Source organism: Shouchella rhizosphaerae (genome assembly GCF_900142675.1).
Taxonomy (GTDB): Bacteria; Bacillota; Bacilli; order Bacillales; family Bacillaceae_D; genus Shouchella; species Shouchella rhizosphaerae.
Map to the genome: position 1 here is coordinate 1 of NZ_FRBS01000002.1, position 18,415 is coordinate 18,415.

At 44.2% G+C, this 18,415-nt stretch carries 17 protein-coding genes; 8 read left to right on the forward strand and 9 right to left on the reverse strand.

The genetic code is table 11. From position 1 onward, the window contains the following. Positions 1–281: 281 nt before the first annotated feature. The gene (locus BUC05_RS06080) at positions 282–881 is read right to left on the reverse strand and encodes an undecaprenyl-diphosphatase (protein ID WP_073304338.1); all 600 of its coding nucleotides are present in this window, start codon (positions 879–881) and stop codon (positions 282–284) included. A gap of 295 nt (positions 882–1,176) precedes the next feature. Next, entirely contained in the window at positions 1,177–2,157 is a 981-nt protein-coding gene (locus tag BUC05_RS06085; protein ID WP_063608859.1) for an SDR family oxidoreductase, read from the reverse strand. Positions 2,158–2,291: 134 nt separating this feature from the next. Here BUC05_RS06085 and BUC05_RS21445 point away from each other — a divergent pair, with 134 nt between their 5' ends. Further along, the gene (locus tag BUC05_RS21445; RefSeq protein WP_167369563.1) at positions 2,292–2,453 is read left to right on the forward strand and encodes a hypothetical protein; all 162 of its coding nucleotides are present in this window, start codon (positions 2,292–2,294) and stop codon (positions 2,451–2,453) included. A 62-nt stretch (positions 2,454–2,515) separates the two neighbouring features. On the opposite strand, the gene gyrA is transcribed toward BUC05_RS21445, so the two are convergent. The 7 genes from gyrA to dnaA form a co-directional block, all read right to left on the reverse strand. Continuing rightward, positions 2,516–5,008 (reverse strand): DNA gyrase subunit A, encoded by a 2,493-nt coding sequence (gene gyrA / locus BUC05_RS06090; RefSeq protein WP_035205668.1) that lies wholly within the window; start codon positions 5,006–5,008, stop codon positions 2,516–2,518. Between the two features lie 48 nt (positions 5,009–5,056). Continuing rightward, positions 5,057–6,982, reverse strand: coding sequence for a DNA topoisomerase (ATP-hydrolyzing) subunit B (gene gyrB, locus BUC05_RS06095; protein ID WP_011244870.1), 1,926 nt, complete (start codon positions 6,980–6,982; stop codon positions 5,057–5,059). 25 nt (positions 6,983–7,007) lie between these two features. After that, on the reverse strand, positions 7,008–7,304 hold the full coding sequence (gene remB, locus BUC05_RS06100) for an extracellular matrix regulator RemB (protein WP_011244869.1): 297 nt from the start codon (positions 7,302–7,304) through the stop codon (positions 7,008–7,010). Positions 7,305–7,307: 3 nt separating this feature from the next. Further along, positions 7,308–8,426, reverse strand: coding sequence for a DNA replication/repair protein RecF (gene recF, locus BUC05_RS06105; RefSeq protein WP_011244868.1), 1,119 nt, complete (start codon positions 8,424–8,426; stop codon positions 7,308–7,310). A gap of 2 nt (positions 8,427–8,428) precedes the next feature. After that, positions 8,429–8,647, reverse strand: a complete 219-nt coding sequence (gene yaaA, locus BUC05_RS06110) for a S4 domain-containing protein YaaA (protein WP_011244867.1) — start codon at positions 8,645–8,647, stop codon at positions 8,429–8,431. A 164-nt stretch (positions 8,648–8,811) separates the two neighbouring features. Then, positions 8,812–9,954 (reverse strand): DNA polymerase III subunit beta, encoded by a 1,143-nt coding sequence (gene dnaN / locus BUC05_RS06115; RefSeq protein ID WP_011244866.1) that lies wholly within the window; start codon positions 9,952–9,954, stop codon positions 8,812–8,814. 169 nt (positions 9,955–10,123) lie between these two features. Further along, entirely contained in the window at positions 10,124–11,479 is a 1,356-nt protein-coding gene (gene dnaA / locus BUC05_RS06120) for a chromosomal replication initiator protein DnaA (RefSeq protein ID WP_011244865.1), read from the reverse strand. Between the two features lie 530 nt (positions 11,480–12,009). Here dnaA and rpmH point away from each other — a divergent pair. The 7 genes from rpmH (at position 12,010) to rsmG (ending at position 18,396) form a co-directional block, all read left to right on the forward strand. Further along, positions 12,010–12,147, forward strand: coding sequence for a 50S ribosomal protein L34 (gene rpmH / locus BUC05_RS06125; RefSeq protein ID WP_011248954.1), 138 nt, complete (start codon positions 12,010–12,012; stop codon positions 12,145–12,147). Positions 12,148–12,211: 64 nt separating this feature from the next. Next, positions 12,212–12,580, forward strand: coding sequence for a ribonuclease P protein component (gene rnpA, locus BUC05_RS06130; RefSeq protein ID WP_011248953.1), 369 nt, complete (start codon positions 12,212–12,214; stop codon positions 12,578–12,580). A gap of 24 nt (positions 12,581–12,604) precedes the next feature. Next, on the forward strand, positions 12,605–13,459 hold the full coding sequence (yidC, locus tag BUC05_RS06135; RefSeq protein ID WP_073304339.1) for a membrane protein insertase YidC: 855 nt from the start codon (positions 12,605–12,607) through the stop codon (positions 13,457–13,459). A gap of 15 nt (positions 13,460–13,474) precedes the next feature. Beyond that, on the forward strand, positions 13,475–14,110 hold the full coding sequence (gene jag / locus BUC05_RS06140; protein WP_035205672.1) for an RNA-binding cell elongation regulator Jag/EloR: 636 nt from the start codon (positions 13,475–13,477) through the stop codon (positions 14,108–14,110). 234 nt (positions 14,111–14,344) lie between these two features. Next, positions 14,345–15,721 (forward strand): tRNA uridine-5-carboxymethylaminomethyl(34) synthesis GTPase MnmE, encoded by a 1,377-nt coding sequence (gene mnmE / locus BUC05_RS06145; protein WP_011248950.1) that lies wholly within the window; start codon positions 14,345–14,347, stop codon positions 15,719–15,721. Positions 15,722–15,782: 61 nt separating this feature from the next. Next, positions 15,783–17,672: a tRNA uridine-5-carboxymethylaminomethyl(34) synthesis enzyme MnmG gene (gene mnmG, locus BUC05_RS06150; RefSeq protein ID WP_035205674.1), complete on the forward strand. Its 1,890-nt coding sequence runs from the start codon at positions 15,783–15,785 to the stop codon at positions 17,670–17,672. A gap of 10 nt (positions 17,673–17,682) precedes the next feature. After that, positions 17,683–18,396, forward strand: a complete 714-nt coding sequence (rsmG, locus tag BUC05_RS06155; RefSeq protein WP_035205676.1) for a 16S rRNA (guanine(527)-N(7))-methyltransferase RsmG — start codon at positions 17,683–17,685, stop codon at positions 18,394–18,396. Positions 18,397–18,415: the final 19 nt, after the last annotated feature.

Here is an 18,415-nt window from a genome sequence, read left to right on the forward strand (position 1 = left end):
TCATTGCACAACCGAAGTTGTGGCTCACTATGATTGACGAGATACCTTGTATCTCTTTTACGCTTGGCTTTTGTTCAGTTTTCAAAGGACTCGTTTTGCCGCCGTTCTCTCTTGGCGACTCAATTAATATATCATGTTTGTTAAATAGCGTCAACTATTTCAGGAAAATAATTTGTGGTTTTTTAAAGTAATGCTTGTAAACTATAAAAGACGGCCCTAGCTGTCCTTAGTTGGAACTGGCCGTCCGTATAGGTACTTCCCCTATCTACTGATATCTTAGCTTATAATTCTTTAGATTTTTCCCTAGTAGGTAAAAACTGTTGTTCCCGTTTTTCATAAAACCATAGTAATTTCCTTACAAATTTAAGACGAGGGACAATAAAAGAAACCATTAAAGCTGAAGCGATACTAATTAGCGCCCCAACTAAGACATCTGCAGGATAGTGCACACCCACCCAAATACGAGAAAGGCCAACAAAAAAAGCAACCGTCATCCATATGTAACTCCATCTTTTTCGATATATGCAGAAAGTTGTACAAAACGCAAAGAATAAAATAGTATGGTCGCTCGGAAACGAATTATCTACTGCTTTCTCTATTAATTGATTTACATTAGACAATTCCGCAAATGGTTGATTATTTGCATGTAATTTCCCAGCAATTTTCCCGATAACCTCGGCTACAATAAAGGCTATAATAGCCGAAATTATCATCATCCTATTTTCCCTTATCCTAGTAAACCAGAACATTAAAACAAATAAAGCAAGAACAAAAACCATATATTCAGCTATGAATATAAAAGTATCGTTTAGATATGCATGTTCTTTACCAAAATCATTAATTAGTCTAAACAAATCAACATTCCTTTGAAATAAATCCATGCTTATACCTCTCCTTGAATTTTATATTGATATAGAAGAAGTATAAGCAATGTGTTGTTAGTTAATAATCGATTTCCCTTACGTAAACCTTACAATGATGCAATGCTACTCTTACAATTATGTAATAAAATTTAAGTTATTTTTTTCTTACACTATTTTGCTTCTTCGTTTAATGACATATCTATCTAAAAAAGAGACCGTTGTTTTCAATATCCTCCAACAGTCCCCATAAAATTTAGTTTAATGTATTCATGCAGCTCGTGCAGTTCCCTAGACCAGACAGGAGGCTTTTGCTTTACGAATTCGTCGATTGCCCGCCATCTACATGGAGAACTTGCCCTGTCACAAACCTGGAATCATCAGATGCCAAATAGACGTAAGTAGGCGCTAATTCAAATGGCTGCCCTACCCGGTTAAAGACATTGTCCCCTGGAAGGGCATTGTCATCAGCGGAGAAACTAGCGGGGATGAGCGGCGTCCATATTTTCCCTGGAGCGACGGCGTTTACGCGGATCCCTTTATCGCCAATTTGTTTGGCAAGGGCACGGGTCCATCCGACAATTGCCCCTTTTGTCGCCGTATAATCTACAAGCTGAGGCTCTCCGACATAGGTAACGACCGATGTCGTTCCAATAATAGAACTGCCTGCCTTTAAATATGGAAGGGCGGCTCGCGTTAAATAAAAATGGGAGTAAAAATTGACTTTAAATGTATGGTCAAATTGTTCATCGGTAATATCGACGATGGAGTGTTGGGGAAATTGGATGCCGACGTTATTGCAAAGAATATCGATTTTCCCAAATGCTTCGATCGTTTTCGCAACAATTGTTTCACACATCTGTTTTTCACTAACATCGCCAGGCAAAAGCAAACAACGTTGCCCCAATTCTTCAATTCGCTTTTTCGTCCGTTGGGCATCTTCATGTTCATCCAAATAGCTAATTACCACATCTGCTTCTTCTTTAGCAAAGGCAATTGCTGCTGCAGCGCCGATGCCACTGTCGCCACCAGTAATGATTGCCGTTTTTCCTGTTAATTTTCCACTTCCTTGTACATTAGGGTTTTCAATAATCGGTTTTGGAACCATTAAGCGTTCAACGCCAGGGTGCTTTAATTGCCTTTGTTCTGGAGCAACTAGTGGAATGTCTTCGTAACGTGTAATTTTTCCATAGTAAGGATATTGGGGATAGGGTTTCGTTTGCTTATGGCGTTCAAACCAGTCTTGTAGCGCTTTTATTTCCTTTTCTTTAAAGTCCCCGTCATTTTTGCTTGCCATTTGCCTCTCCTCCGTCCCTTTTAGCTATTGCCACCGTATGTATAGGCAGGAGCCGTGGTGCCCGTCTTCGCTAAAAAAGGATAGGCTCGTAAATCAATTGCTTGCGTACAGTAAAGAAAAAGGGGTGTTTTCGCTTGTATACTTTTTATCCTGAAGTAACTTTGCTGTTGGAAAAGGACGTCAATCAAAAAGAACGGATGTTTTATTTAAAGGACTCTTGGCTAGTTCCTAAAATCGGGCCTCGCCCCCCTTTTTATGCCTATCCTCGTTATGGGCCTTCCTACCCGATTATTTAACGCGAAACGCACACGAAAAAAACCAGCTAGCTCAATACGATGCTAACTGGTTTTTTGCTTTTTTATTCTGCGTTTTCCTCTGATGTCGGTTGCTCTTGCTCATCATCGTCTTCTAAGTCATCGACTTCGTCGTCGTTAATGTTCACACGGGCGACTGTCGCTACTTCTTCTCCTTCGCTGACACGAATCAACGTCACGCCTTGAGTATTTCGGCCAGTGGTTGAAATGCCGTCTACGTTGGTGCGAATAATAATCCCATTGGCGGTAACAATCATAATGTCGTCTTCGTCGGCCACCATTTTCAAAGAGACAAGAGGACCGTTTTTATCAGTAATGTTACATGTTTTAATCCCTTTTCCGCCGCGGCTTTGGACCCGGTATTCATCAAGTGGCGTCCGTTTGCCGTAGCCTTTCTCGGTAACGACGAGCACGCTTTGGTTTTCATCCACTACGTCCATGCCGACCACACCGTCATTCTCAGATAGGGTAATGCCTTTGACGCCGCCTGCAGTACGTCCCATTAGGCGGACATCTGTTTCTGGAAAACGGATCGCCATTCCTTGTTTCGTCCCGATCATCACTTCACGGTTGCCATCGGTTAAACGCACGCCGTGGAGTGAATCGCCTTCTCTTAAATTGATCGCGAACAAACCACCTTTACGGATATTCGCAAATGCAGACAACTTTGTTCGTTTGGCAATGCCGTGCTCTGTTACGAAAAACAAATACGAATCGTCATCAAAGCATTCAATTGGGATGACTGTACTAATCGTTTCGCCTGGATCAAATGGCAACAGATTAATCGCCGGAATGCCTTTTGCTGTTCGACCTAGTTCAGGGATTTCATACCCTTTTAGGCGGTAGGCTTTCCCTTTGTTTGTGAAGACTAACACGGTATGGTGCGTGTTGGTCGTAAACAAGTGCTGGACAAAGTCGTCATCATTCGTACCCATGCCTTGTACGCCTTTTCCGCCCCGTTTTTGAGCACGGTACGTAGAAATAGGCAAGCGTTTAATGTAGCCGTTATGGGTAATAGTAATAACAATATTTTGCCGTGGGATTAAATCCTCATCTTCCAAATGTTCTTCGCTCGCCGAAATGACCGTCCGCCGTTCGTCATTAAATTTCTCTTTAATGGCAAGGATTTCTTCTTGGATGACGTCAATGACTTTCTCGTCACTAGCCAAAATTGCACGGAGTTCAGCAATTCGCGCCAACACGTCTTTGTATTCTTGTTCAAGCTTATCCCGTTCCAAACCAGTTAACCGTTGCAAGCGCATATCGAGAATCGCTTGTGCTTGGTCATAGCTGAGTTCGAATCGCTCAATTAAGCCGTTTCGAGCGATTTCTGCTGTGTCCGAACCACGGATTAAGGCAATGATTTCATCAATATGGTCAAGGGCAATGCGCAAGCCTTCCAAAATGTGGGCGCGGGCTTCCGCTTTGTTTAGGTCAAACTGAGTGCGCCTGCGGATCACTTCTACTTGGTGAGCCAAATATTGTTCCAGCGTCTGTTTCAAGTTTAAGACTTCAGGCCGGCCATTCACAAGAGCAAGCATATTAATGCCAAAACTTGTTTGTAAGGCAGTCTGTTTAAACAAATTGTTTAAAATGACGTTTGGATTTGCGTCTCTACGCACATCGATGACAATGTTCATGCCATTGCGGTCCGAGGAATCACGCAGTTCGGTAATGCCATCAATTTTCTTGTCACGCACTAGTTCCGCGATTTTTTCAATCAGACGCGCTTTATTGACTTGGTATGGCAGTTCCGTGACGATAATCGACTGTTTGCCTTTGTTTTCGACAATTTCGGTTTTAGCCCGTACGGTAATCGAGCCTCGTCCTGTTGAATAGGCTTTGCGTATGCCAGAGCGGCCGAGGATCTCGCCGCCTGTTGGAAAATCAGGGCCTGGAATATATTCCATGAGCTCAGGAATACTAATGTCAGGATTTTTTGCTAAAGCAAGTACACCGTCAATCACTTCACCTAATTGATGGGGCGGGATATTGGTTGCCATCCCGACTGCAATCCCCGACGTGCCATTGACGAGTAAATTCGGAAAACGGGAAGGCATCACTTTCGGTTCTCGCTCAGTGCCGTCATAGTTATCGATAAAATCAACGGTATCTTTGTTTAAATCCCGGACTAGTTCCATGGAAATCTTGGACATTTTTGATTCTGTATAACGCATTGCCGCGGCAGAGTCGCCATCAATGGAACCGAAGTTGCCATGCCCGTTGACGAGCATATAACGATAACTAAAATCTTGTGCCATCCGTACCATTGCGTCATATACAGAAGTATCGCCGTGTGGGTGGTACTTTCCAAGCACTTCGCCTACGATCCGCGCCGACTTTTTATATGGTTTGTCTGGCGTCATCCCAAGCTCAAACATGGCATACAGAATCCGGCGATGCACGGGCTTCATGCCATCCCTTACGTCTGGCAGCGCCCGGCTGACAATGACGCTCATCGCGTAATCGATGAACGATTCTTTCATTTCCTCGTCTATTTGTCTTTCTCTTAGTCTTGGTACATCTTCTTCAGCCATTCCGTAAACCTCCAGGGCAGCTGGCAATGATTTGCGTCAGCCGTTCTTCTACACATCCAAATTTTTCACGTAATGTGCATTTTCTTGAATAAAATCGCGCCTTGGCTCCACTCGGTCGCCCATGAGAATTTCAAATATCTCATCTGCTTTGATCGCATCAGCGAGAGTCACTTGGAGCATATTGCGAACCTGTGGGTCCATCGTTGTTTCCCACAGTTGGCCAGCGTTCATTTCGCCAAGACCTTTGTAGCGTTGGACGCTCACTTTGCTGCGGTCTGCCACAGTTGCTAAATGCGCATCAAGCTCCCGGTCAGAATAAACATACGTTACATTGTTTTTTCCTTGCTCAATTTTATAAAGCGGCGGTTGCGCAATGTACACATAGCCATTTTCAAGGAGTTCGCGCATATAGCGATAGAAAAACGTTAAAATCAATGTCCGGATATGGGCGCCGTCTACGTCGGCATCGGTCATGATGACGATTTTATGGTAGCGTGCTTTTGAAATATCAAATTCATCGCCAATTCCCGTGCCAATTGCCGTGATGATCATCCGAATTTCATTGTTTGCTAAAATTTTGTCCAGACGGGCTTTTTCTACGTTAAGGATTTTCCCTCGCAAAGGAAGAATCGCTTGGAAATGGGGATCTCGGCCCCCTTTTGCCGAACCGCCGGCAGAATCGCCCTCAACGATAAACAATTCACTAATCGACGCATCTTTTGATGTACAGTCGGTTAGCTTTCCAGGAAGCGAGCTTACTTCTAAGGCGCTTTTCCGCCGTGTCAACTCACGGGCCTTTTTAGCAGCCTCACGGGCACGGGAAGCCATCAACCCTTTATCGACAATCTTGCGGGCAACTCCTGGATTCTCAGACAGGAACCTTGCAAAACTTTCGCTGAATAAAGAGTCAGTAATTGTGCGTGCTTCACTGTTTCCTAGCTTTGTTTTCGTTTGCCCTTCAAACTGGGGCTCAGGAATTTTGACGGAAATGATTGCTGTCAGCCCTTCACGGACATCCTCGCCACTTAAGTTTGGATCGTTTTCTTTAAACAACCCATTTTTGCGGGCGTAATCATTAATAACGCGCGTCAAGCCTGTTTTAAAGCCTGATTCATGCGTGCCCCCTTCATGGGTATTAATGTTATTCGCGAAGGAGTAAATGCTGCTCGTAAATCCGTCATTGTATTGGACGGCTACTTCAACAGAAATGCCGTCTTTTTCGCTTTCCACATAAATCGGCTCTTCATGGAGCGTTTCTTTTGAACGGTTGAGGTGTTTGACAAACGACGAAATTCCACCCTCGTAATGGTAGGTGGCCTTTTTGCCGTCCTCTGTTCGTTTGTCCTCAATTTTGATCGTCAGCCCTTTGTTTAAAAACGCCAACTCGCGAATGCGGGCAGCAAGTGTTTCATAATCAAATTCAACCGTCTCCCGGAAAATTTCTGGGTCTGGCTGGAACGTAATAGTCGTGCCGGTTTTATCGGTTTCACCTATGACGGTCAAATCAGCATCGGGAACACCACGGCTATAAGATTGGCTATGGATTTTCCCGTCTAAATGGACATTGACCGTTAAGTGTGTCGACAGCGCGTTGACGACGGAAGCACCAACTCCGTGAAGGCCGCCTGATACTTTATAGCCGCCACCGCCAAATTTCCCTCCGGCATGAAGGGTAGTCATAATGACCTCGACCGCCGGACGGCCCATTTTTTCTTGGATGCCGACAGGAATGCCACGGCCATTATCCTCAACCGTAAGGGCGTTTCCTTCCTCGATCGTTACTTTAATTTCATCACAGAAACCAGCCATCGCTTCGTCAATGCTGTTGTCGACAATTTCCCATACTAGATGGTGCAGCCCTCTTTGGCTTGTCGACCCGATATACATGCCAGGGCGCTTGCGCACGGCTTCAAGCCCTTCTAAAACTTGAATTTGGCTTTCATCGTATGTTTGATTTTGCTCATTTACCAACATTCTTCACCTTCTCATCAGGGATCGTCTACTCACTATCGCTTAAAAGCGCCTCCCCCAATTCGTCATTTAGCAATTCCAATCCATCAGACATGGACCGGCGTTTTAACGTCTGCGAGGAAACCGGGGAAAAATAGATGCAAGTATCGGTTACAATGACACTTTTCACTGAATCTTCTGATGCAATTTTTTTGCAATCGTGTTTCGTATCCCATTCGTGTAAAAAAACGGCTGTATCTTTTGCCAGTTCGCCTTCGGCATAGGGCAAGATTGCGATAATTTCTATAGCTGGCAAAATGACCTCTCCACCGATGTGAATATACATACTTTACTCCAATCGTTTCACTGTGCCTTGGTCTACAGAAAAGAGGCAAGCCTCAGCCAACACGCTATCATCGAGTCCACTTGTGGAAGTGGTCGTTACAAATGTCTGCACACGGGCTTGGATCGCCTCTAACAGATGCGATTGCCGATAATTGTCTAGTTCAGATAATACATCGTCCAAAAGCAAAATCGGGTAATCGCCAATTTCCGCATAGATTAAATCGATTTCAGCTAGTTTGACAGACAGCGCCGTCGTTCTTTGTTGTCCTTGTGAGCCGTAGGATTGGACATCTAAACCATTGACAGAGAAAGAAACATCATCACGGTGGGGCCCAAACAATGTGGTCCCCCTGCGTACCTCTGTTTCCCTTTTCGTTTCGTACGCTTTATATAAGTCTTCTTTTATTTTCGACATATTCTCTATGTCTGATACCTCAATTGACGGGATATAGGAAAGAGTGAGCATTTCTTTACCGCGGCTAATGGATTGATGGATTGGCGTGGCCCATTCTTCGAGCCGGCTAATAAATTCAGCCCGCTTTTTCATGACAAATGCCGCTTTGTCAATGAGCTGCTCGGTTAAAACATCCACCATTGCATAATTTTGCGAGCGTTTTTGTTGCATATTTTTTAAGAGCACATTCCGTTGCTTTAGTATTTTCCCGTACAAGGAAAGGCTGTTTAAATAAACTGGACTGATCTGGCCAAGCTCCATGTCGATAAAGCGCCGCCTGACTTGCGGGCTGCCTTTCACTAAGTCAAGATCTTCAGGAGCGAACATGACGACATTCAGCGTCCCTACATAGTCGCTGAGGCGGCGCTGTTCAAGGCCGTTAATCTTTCCTTTTTTCCCTTTAGCCGACAAAATGATATCGAGTTCGACCTCGCCTGTACGTTTTTCGGCTTTCGCATGAATGCGTGCGAACGGCTCTTCAAAGCCAATCATTTCTTTGTCTTTTTGGGTGCGATGGGATTTGGCTAGTGCTACCACATAAATCGCTTCCAGCAAGTTTGTCTTTCCTTGGGCATTTTCGCCGACAAAGACATTGATTTTTTCGCCAAAAACGACAGCCGTTTTGCTGTAATTACGGTAAGAGGACAGCTCAAGCGTGTGGATAATCATCGTTATTCCTTTCCAACAATCGTCAATGTGCGCCCGTCGGCCAATTCAATCACATCCCCGTTTCGTAATTTGCGGCCGCGCCGGTTTTCTTCTTCGCTATTCACGCGCGGGGTGTGCTCGCTCAAATACCATTTTGCCATGCCTCCCGTATCAATAGCGCCAATTTCCTTCAAGAGCTGGCCAAGGGTAATATACTCCGTTTCAATTCGTATTTGTTCCAAGGTCTACCTCACAATCGGCTGGACGAAGGAAGACAGCATACTTTGCGAGAATGCTGCCTTTTTCGTTAGCCATATAGGTTTTCTTCCAAATCTCGTTTGTTCATCTTTTCTTATATTGTACTAAACGTTTGCGCTGTTAGCCAACCTTTTTTCGCCCTAGTACTTTAATACGTTCTGACTGGCGAGAATAAATGCAAATAGTGGTCTGAGTCAATTGGGCGAATAACGAAGGGACTCATCGCACCTGTCAAAAAGATTTGGACTTCATCGCTGTCAACCACTTTCAAGGCATCAAGGATATTTTTCCCATTAAACGAAATCCGTATTTCATCCCCTTCAAATTGGTCAGTAGCCATTTTTTCCGTCACTTTTCCTATTTCCTGTGATGTTGACGTAATTTCAATTTGGTTGTCGCCAAGTGTTTTGACGTTTATAACATTGTTTTTTGCTTCCCTAGATAACAACATTGCCCGTTCAAGCGTATGGACCAATTCTTTTGTTTTTACGACAAAGGACGTTTTGAACTGAGTTGGTATCATGCCAGACGTTACTGGATACTTTCCTTCAAGCAGTCTTGAAAAAAACAACAAGTTTCCGAGTTTAAAAAGGATTTGATTCTCGGTTACAACAATTTCAGCCAAATCGCTTGTATCCTCCAAAATTTTGCTCAACTCTTGCAAGCTTTTTCCAGGGATCACGACATTTTTAAATTCGAGTCCCTCATCTTGGCTATCAATCTTTGTTTTCCGCATCGCCAACCGATGGCTATCTGTTGCAGTACAGATGAGCTCCCCGTTTTCCGTCTCAATGTTTACACCTGTCAACACGGGACGTGTTTCCTGAGTGGACACGGCAAATACGGTTTGGCGAATGATGTTGCGCAACATATCTTGCGGCAAGCTAAAAATCAAATCTTCCTTCAGTTGTGGCAGACGAGGATATTCCTCTGGATCAAGGCCATTTAACGTAAAAACAGAAGAACCAGAGCGGATTGTTGCTGCAAATTGGTCATGCACTTGGATTTCAATCGTTTCCCCGGGCAGTTTTTTCACAATCTCAGCAAAGTATTTTGATTGCAACACGATACTTCCTGCTTGTTCGATTTGCACAATTTCACGTTCGTTTTCTTCTTTTGGAATAAACGATTCAATCGATAAGTCTGAGTCGCTCCCGGTAAGGGTTAAGCCATTTGCATCAGCAACCAATTTAATTCCCGTTAAAATGGGAATCGTTGTTCTGGATGAAACGGCTTTTGCAACATGTTGGACATCGTGAACCATCCGATTCCGTTCAATAATGACATGCATAATAAGAAACTCCTTTTCATAAATCTATATATAAGTCTTTTAAATGTCGTAGTAATAGTACTAGGGCTTGTGTATTTGTGGATAAGTAAGCAAAATGCGTAAAGAGACAGCCTATTCACATGTGGGTAGTTTGTGGATAGGCTTGTTTCTGTTATACACATGTTCACATCTATTGACGCAACTGCTCGGTAATAGCTTGCACTTTTTGCTGCAATTCCTGGTCAGTGGCAAGCAGTTTTGAAATCTTTTCATGAGCATGGATGACGGTTGTATGGTCGCGGCCGCCAAATTCACTGCCGATTTTAGGCAATGAAGCGTCCGTCATTTCTCGGGATAAGTACATCGCTATTTGGCGCGGGAAAGCGACTGATTTAGTTCGTTTCTTTGCTTTAAAATCTTCTAGCTTTACTTGGAAGTGTTCGCCAACAAGCTTTTGGATGTCTGTAATTGTTAGCGTTTTAGGCATCGCATTTGGAATGATATCTTTTAATGCTTCAGCCGCCAGATCGGCGTTCATATCTTGATTAATTAAAGAAGAATAGGCAACAACACGGATGAGCGCACCTTCTAGCTCACGAATGTTTGTATCAATCTGATTGGCAATGTAAAGCATCACTTCATTAGGGATATCCAAGTTTTCTGCCTTCGCTTTTTTGCGCAAAATGGCAATGCGCGTTTCCAAATCAGGCGGCGTAATGTCGGTAATCAAGCCCCATTCAAAACGGGAGCGTAATCGGTCTTCCAAAGTCGGTATCTCTTTTGGAGGGCGGTCACTTGAAATGACGATCTGCTTTGATTCCTCATGCAATGCATTGAATGTATGAAAAAATTCTTCCTGTGTTTGGATTTTGCCGGCAATAAATTGGATGTCGTCAATGAGCAGTACATCAACATTGCGGTATTTGTTACGAAAATGGACAGCTTTGTTGTCTCGGATCGCGTTAATAAATTCATTTGTAAATTTTTCAGATGACAAATACACAACTTTCGCATTTGGGTTATGTTCCATTACATAATGGCCAATCGCATGCATTAAATGGGTTTTTCCTAGGCCGACTCCTCCATAGATAAACAGAGGGTTATAGGCTCTCGCAGGAGCTTCCGCAACGGCTAATGAAGCTGCATGGGCAAAGCGATTTCCAGAGCCAATGACAAATGTGTTAAACGTGTATTTATCGTTAAGCATCGTTTGCGACAGTGTCGATTGGCCAGCTACATCTTTTTCTGGCGGGGTCTGAGGTGTTTGTTCAGGTAATGCTTCCTCTTCTTGGTTATGTTGAGGAATAACAAACTTTGGCGTCAATCGCGCACCTGTAAGCTGTTCAATAATGTCGGACGTCAGCCCTGAATAGTGGTCTTCAAGCCAGTCACGTGCAAACTCATTTGGCGCAGTGACAATGATCGTGTCGTTATTTTGGAGCGCATTCGCTTTGGTTGCTCTTAGCCACGTTTCATAGCTAGGTTTGCTTACTTTCTTTTTCATTTCTTCAAGCACTTTGTTCCACAGATCATCAATATTTTCCAAAAAAACCCCTCCCTTATTGCGACATAAATAAGCTGTACAACATTTGTACAACATCTAAAATCAACACGAATAATTATGCGTGCACTGCATAGTTGTGTATAATAATTATTATAGTAGAAAAGCGGAAATCCCCCTTATACAGTGCGTTGTGGATAAGAACGCCAACAGAAATAAAAAACCTGTCCACAACCTTACCCACAGGCTGTGGACAGGTTTTTTGATTAAGTCAATGTCCACGAAGGAAAACAACTTAATCATAGCAAAAATAACTAGATACCGCAATGGTTCTATGTACTTATCCACAAAACCCTGTATCTAGTGTTTTGTAGTTGTCCACAACACTAGATATGTGTAAAGGGTTGTCGATAACTTGTAGACAAGAAAAAATGGAGCTCGGATTTTATCCACAATTGTCGAAAAGAGGGAGAAGCAGTAGCCGATTGAACTATCTCTTGACAGAGGTAGTCTATTGTCTATATAATTTTTTAGAGTGTCTTACAGAGATACAATCCTCGAAGGAGGTGGAATAAATGGGAAAACCAACGTTCCAACCAAATAACCGCAAACGCAAAAAGAATCATGGCTTCCGTGCCCGCATGGCGACAAAAAACGGGCGTAAAGTGCTTGCGCGCCGCCGTCAAAAAGGAAGAAAAGTATTGTCTGCATAGACCACTGGCGCCAGTGGTCTTTTTCAAGTATGAGGAGCATTGCAGGCGAGAGGTCGTGGTCAGATTGAAAAAAGAGCAACGAATTAAAAAGAACCGAGAGTTTTCAGCGGTTTTTAAAAAAGGGAGTTCAATGGCGAATCGCCAGTTTGTTTTATACGTGTTGCCAAAAGAGGGACAAGACCGTTTACGGCTCGGCCTGTCCGTTTCAAAACGTGTCGGGAATGCCGTTTGTCGAAATCGGATCAAGCGCCTTGTCCGCGCCGCTTTTCATGAACTTGAAGGACAGCTTCGGCCAGACTGTGACTATGTAGTGATCGCGCGAAATCCAGCACGCGACCTTTCCTTTAAAGAAGTACGGAGCAGTTTGGAGCACGTTATGAAAAAAGCGAAAGTATTGGCCCCTTTATATGGAAATAGAAAGAAAGATAGCTGATTGGTGGGAGGATGTCCGAGTTTGATGAAAAAAACAGGCTGGCTACTTGTACTGGCGAGCATGCTGTTGTTTTTATCCGGCTGCTTTAGCGTCAATGAGCCCGTTACGGCTGAGAGCGAAGGGATATGGAATTCGTTTTTTGTGTATCCGTTATCACGGCTCATTATCCTAATTGCCGGCTGGGTCAGTAGTTATGGCTGGGCGATTATTGTTGTAACTGTTCTGTTTCGGATCGTGCTTTTGCCGTTAATGGTCAAGCAGACGAAGAGCATGAAAGCAATGCAGCAACTACAGCCCGAAATGCAAAAGCTCCGTCAAAAGTACAGTGCAAAAGATAAGAACACGCAAATGCAGCTAAATACAGAAATGCAGAAGTTGTTTTCTGAACATAAAGTGAACCCATTTGCCGGCTGTTTGCCTTTGCTTGTGCAAATGCCGATTTTCTTGGCGATTTACCACGCAATTATGCGGACGCCTAATTTTCAAGGGGAATCGTTTGCTTGGTTTGTACTAAACAATCCAGATCCTTATTTTATTTTACCTGTTTTGGCATGTATTTTAACGTTTATCCAGCAAAAAATGATGATGGTGCAAGACAATCCACAAATGAAAATTTTGTTGTATGCGATGCCGATTATGATTTTGGTGGTAGGTATTTTCCTTCCTGCAGCCGTCATTTTATACTGGGTTGTCGGAAATATTTTCATGATCATGCAAACATACTTTATTACCGGGCCAAATGCTGGCAAACGGGGCCTCGAAACAACAGTGGAAACAGCCGCTGCTTCAAAAGCAAAAGGAAACCAAGGCAGCCAACGGAAAAATAACAAGAACAAGCCAAACAAGAAAAAGAAAAAGCCGAAGAAAAAACGCAAATAAGAAAGGGGATTAAAAGTGGCGCATACGTTCAAAGGTCGGACGGTGGAAGAAGCAGTTGCCAATGCAGTGCAGCATTTGGGTACTACGGAAGAACAGTTAGTCTATGAAGTCATCGAACAACCACAAAAAGGGTTTTTCGGTTTGTTTGGCGGAAAGCCAGCTGTGATTAAAGCTCATGTGCCGCCAAGATCTACAGACGTTGCCCGCTCCTTTCTTGAAGAAACCATTTCTTTAATGGGGTTAAAAGCTGAACTTTCGGTCGAGCAAGTAGGCAAAGAAGCGTTTTTTTCGTTGCATACAGAAGAAGAAAAAGACCAAGGTCGTTTGATTGGACGCAAAGGGCAGACGCTCGATTCATTAGAGTATTTAACGAATCTGGCTGCTTCCCATTCGCCTAGCACGGATTTCGTCAAAGTCCGGCTCGATGCCGGAGGCTACCGGCACAAACGGGAAGAAACGCTCAAGCAGCTCGCATTGCGGATCAGCCATAAGGCCAAAACGACAAAGGAACCGATTGTCCTTGAGCCAATGCCAGCTCGTGAACGTAAAGTCATTCATACGACGTTGGCAAACGATGCCGGCGTGCAGACCCATTCGCAAGGCGAAGGAGCAAAACGGCATGTTGTCGTTGAGCCGACGCAATTCGACTGAAACACGTTGTCAGACGAGGCGTGCAGGTGAAGGAAGAGGCGAATAGAACGGGTGTTCATGACATATGGCTGAGGCAACCGACGACGTATGCAAGCGATTGTCTACAGTTTGAAAGGGAAGCGCATGCTTCCTTTTTCTTGTTCCTAAAAATGCAGTCAACTTCAGGCGATAGCTTTTCGCGTTTTCCTGTGCTATTCTTATATGTTGAAGATATGCCTTAAGGAGGTGAAAACGATGGAAATGGATACAATTGCAGCAATATCGACGGCACTTGGAGAAGGGGCGATTGGGATTGTCCGGCTGAGCGGAGATCAAGCAATTGCGATTGGCGATAAGTTGTTTAAAGGGACAAAGCGTTTAGAAGATACGCCGAGTCACACAATTGTGTATGGCCATTTAATGGATGATGCTAGCGAGGAAGCGATTGAAGAAGCGATGGTCACGGTTATGAGAGCGCCGAGGACCTATACACGTGAAGACATTGTGGAAATCAATTGCCACGGCGGGCTTGTGTCTGTGAACCGTGTGCTTCAAGCTGTGCTGGCAAAGGGAGCTCGATTGGCTGAGCCGGGAGAATTCACAAAGCGCGCTTTTTTGAATGGCCGTATTGATTTGTCGCAAGCAGAAGGCGTCATCGACTTAATCCGTTCAAAAACGGATCGGGCAATGAATGTCGCATTGCGCCAAGTGGAAGGGCGTTTGTCCAAAAAAATTGGCAAGTTGCGTCAAGCCCTTTTAGAAACAATTGCTTCGATCGAGGTTAACATTGATTATCCAGAGTATGATGCGGAGACAATGACAGCTAAGCTTATAAACGAAAAAATGACCATTGTTTTAGCGGAAATTGAAGCGTTACTCGCGACTGCCAAACAAGGGAAAGTGTTACGGGAAGGGCTCGCCACTGCCATCATTGGCAGGCCAAATGTTGGCAAGTCCAGTTTGATGAACAGCCTCGTCCATGAAGCAAAAGCGATTGTGACCGATATACCTGGAACAACGAGAGATACGCTTGAAGAGTATGTCAATGTCCGCGGCGTTCCTCTTCGCCTTATTGATACAGCCGGTATTCGTGAAACGGAAGACATTGTCGAGCGAATTGGCGTTGAACGGTCTCGCCAAGCGCTCAAAGAAGCCGACTTAATTTTGCTTGTTTTAAACTATGCAGAAAAACTTTCAAAAGAGGATGAAGCTTTGTTCGAAGCGGTTAAAGGACTGGATGTGGTCGTGATCGTCAATAAAATCGACCAAACAGGGCGGATTGATATGGAGCGTGTCCGCCAACTAGCAGGAGAGAATCCAGTCGTGGCGACTTCCTTCCTCCAGGAAGAAGGAGTCGACCAATTAGAAGAAGCAATTAGTCGTTTGTTTTTTGCTGGTGGAGTGGAAGGCGCTGATTTGACGTATGTGTCAAACGCCCGTCATATTGGTTTACTAAACCAAGCAAAAGCCCATGCTGAAGAAGCGATTGCTGCAAGTTTAACCGATGTTCCTGTTGATTTGATTCAAATTGATGTGACACGGACGTGGGAATTATTAGGCGAAATTATTGGAGAAGATGTCCAAGATAGTTTAATTGACCAGTTGTTCTCGCAATTTTGTTTAGGAAAATAAACACATTTTTTTGTGTAGAAAGGAAGGTAGGCTGCTAGGCAATTTAGCAGCCGCAGCCGATATGAGTTACCAAGGTGGAACGTTTGACGTTATTGTCATCGGCGCAGGGCATGCGGGAGTAGAAGCTGGCCTTGCTGCTGCCAGAATGGGCGCCAACACGCTCATGTTGACATTGAATCTAGATGCAGTGGCTTTTATGCCGTGCAACCCTTCTGTTGGAGGGCCGGCTAAAGGCATTGTTGTCCGTGAAATTGATGCCCTTGGCGGAGAAATGGGGCGGAATATTGATAAAACCCATATTCAAATGAGAATGCTTAACACGGGGAAAGGCCCTGCTGTTCGAGCGCTGCGGGCGCAAGCGGATAAATTCCGTTACCAACAAGAGATGAAACGGACGATTGAAGAGCAAGAAAATCTGCTTCTTCGCCAAGGAATGGTGGATCGTTTAATTATCGAAGACGGAGAGTGCCGCGGCGTTATTACGAATACAGGGGCACAATACCGAGCGAAAGCGGTTGTTGTTACCACAGGCACGTATTTGCGTGGGAAAATTATATTAGGAGAACTTTCTTACGAGTCTGGCCCGAACAATATGCAACCAAGCATTAAGTTGTCAGACCACTTGAAAGAGCTCGGTTTCGACCTGGTTCGTTTTAAAACAGGAACGCCTCCCCGTGTCCACGGGAATACGATTGATTACAAGAAAACAGAAATCCAGCCTGGCGATGACAAACCTCGCGCCTTTTCGTACGAGACGACCAAATTCATTACAGACCAGCTGCCGTGCTGGTTAACGTATACGAGCGAAAATACACATCAAATTATTTCTGCTAACCTTGGACGTTCCCCTATGTATTCCGGTATGATAGAAGGGACAGGACCAAGGTACTGCCCTTCGATTGAGGATAAAATTGTTCGTTTTAGCGATAAGCCAAGACATCAGATTTTCTTGGAGCCAGAAGGGCGCGATACAAGTGAAGTCTATGTACAAGGGTTGTCGACAAGTCTGCCAGAAGATGTCCAATTGTCGATGCTTAAAACGATTCCTGGCTTAGAAGAAGTCCGAATGATGCGGCCTGGCTATGCGATTGAATATGACGCGATCGTGCCAACACAACTATGGCCAACATTAGAAACGAAAAAAATTAGCGGTTTGTTTACGGCAGGGCAAATCAATGGAACATCTGGCTATGAAGAAGCAGCCGGGCAAGGGATTATGGCTGGCATTAATGCGGCCCAAAAGGCATTTGGCAAAGAAGGCGTGATCTTAGACCGTTCAGAGGCGTACATTGGCGTATTGATTGATGATCTTGTCACCAAAGGGACGAATGAACCGTACCGCTTGCTGACATCGCGGGCAGAGTTTCGCTTAATTCTTCGCCATGACAATGCTGATTTGCGTTTAACGGAAAAAGGCTACGAGTTGGGATTAATTTCTGAAGAACGCTATTCTCGCTTTAAAGCAAAACAAGAAGCGATTGAACAGGAAAAACAACGAATTTCTGCACTGGTTGTAAAACCGTCAGACGAAGTCAACCAACTACTTGAACGTTTAGGTTCAAGGCCGATGACGGAAGCGTTAAAAGCAACAGCAGTGTTAAAACGACCAGAAATGACTTACGACCATTTCCTGAAAATCATTCCGCGGCCAGACGTGGAGCTTGATGATGAGGTATATGAACAAGTTGAAATTCAAGTCAAATACGAAGGTTATATTGAGAAACAGTGGCAACAAATTGAACGTTTGAAAAAGATGGAACAAAAACGAATTCCTGAGGATCTTGATTATGATGCGATCCAAGGTATTGCGACAGAAGCGCGGCAAAAACTAAAACAAGTACGGCCTCTTTCAGTAGGCCAGGCTTCCCGTGTTTCTGGTGTAAATCCAGCGGATATTTCCATTTTGCTTGTATATCTCGAACAAGGGCGGCTGGCAAAAACATCATCGTAAGGAGGAGCAGATGGGCGAAGAATTTTTCTCCTCGTTATTAGCGGAACAAAAAATCGTCTTATCGTCCACTCAGCACGAGCAGTTCAAGCGCTATTTTGAACTGCTCGTTGAGTGGAACGAAAAGATGAATTTGACTGCTATTACCGAAAAAAAGGATGTATACTTAAAACATTTTTATGATTCAATCACGCCGAGTTTTTACTACCCGTTTACTGACCAAAAAATTGTTGATATCGGCGCTGGGGCTGGATTTCCAAGCTTGCCGCTTAAAATCCTTTATCCCGACTTGCAAATTTCGATTATTGATTCTTTAAATAAGCGGATTGGTTTTTTAACCCATTTGGCTAATGAGCTTGAATTAACAGGCGTTTCCTTTTACCATGACCGGGCGGAATTGGCCGGAAAAAGCAAGCATCACCGCGAAATTTATGATGTTGCAATTGCCAGGGCAGTCGCACGTATGTCCGTTTTAAGTGAACTATGTTTGCCTTTTGTGAAAGTAGGCGGCGATTTTATCGCCTTAAAAGGGGCTGGCAGCAATGAAGAAGTGGCTGAAGGGAAAAAAGCAATTGCTGTTCTAGGCGGGGAACTTTCTGCAAGCCATTCATTCCAATTGCCAATTGAACATAGCGAAAGGCAAATTGTGCAAATAAAAAAGGCGAAAGCAACGCCAAACAAGTATCCTCGTAAGCCTGGGGTGCCCAATAAGCAGCCAATCACGTGAATGTTCCACGTGAAACATA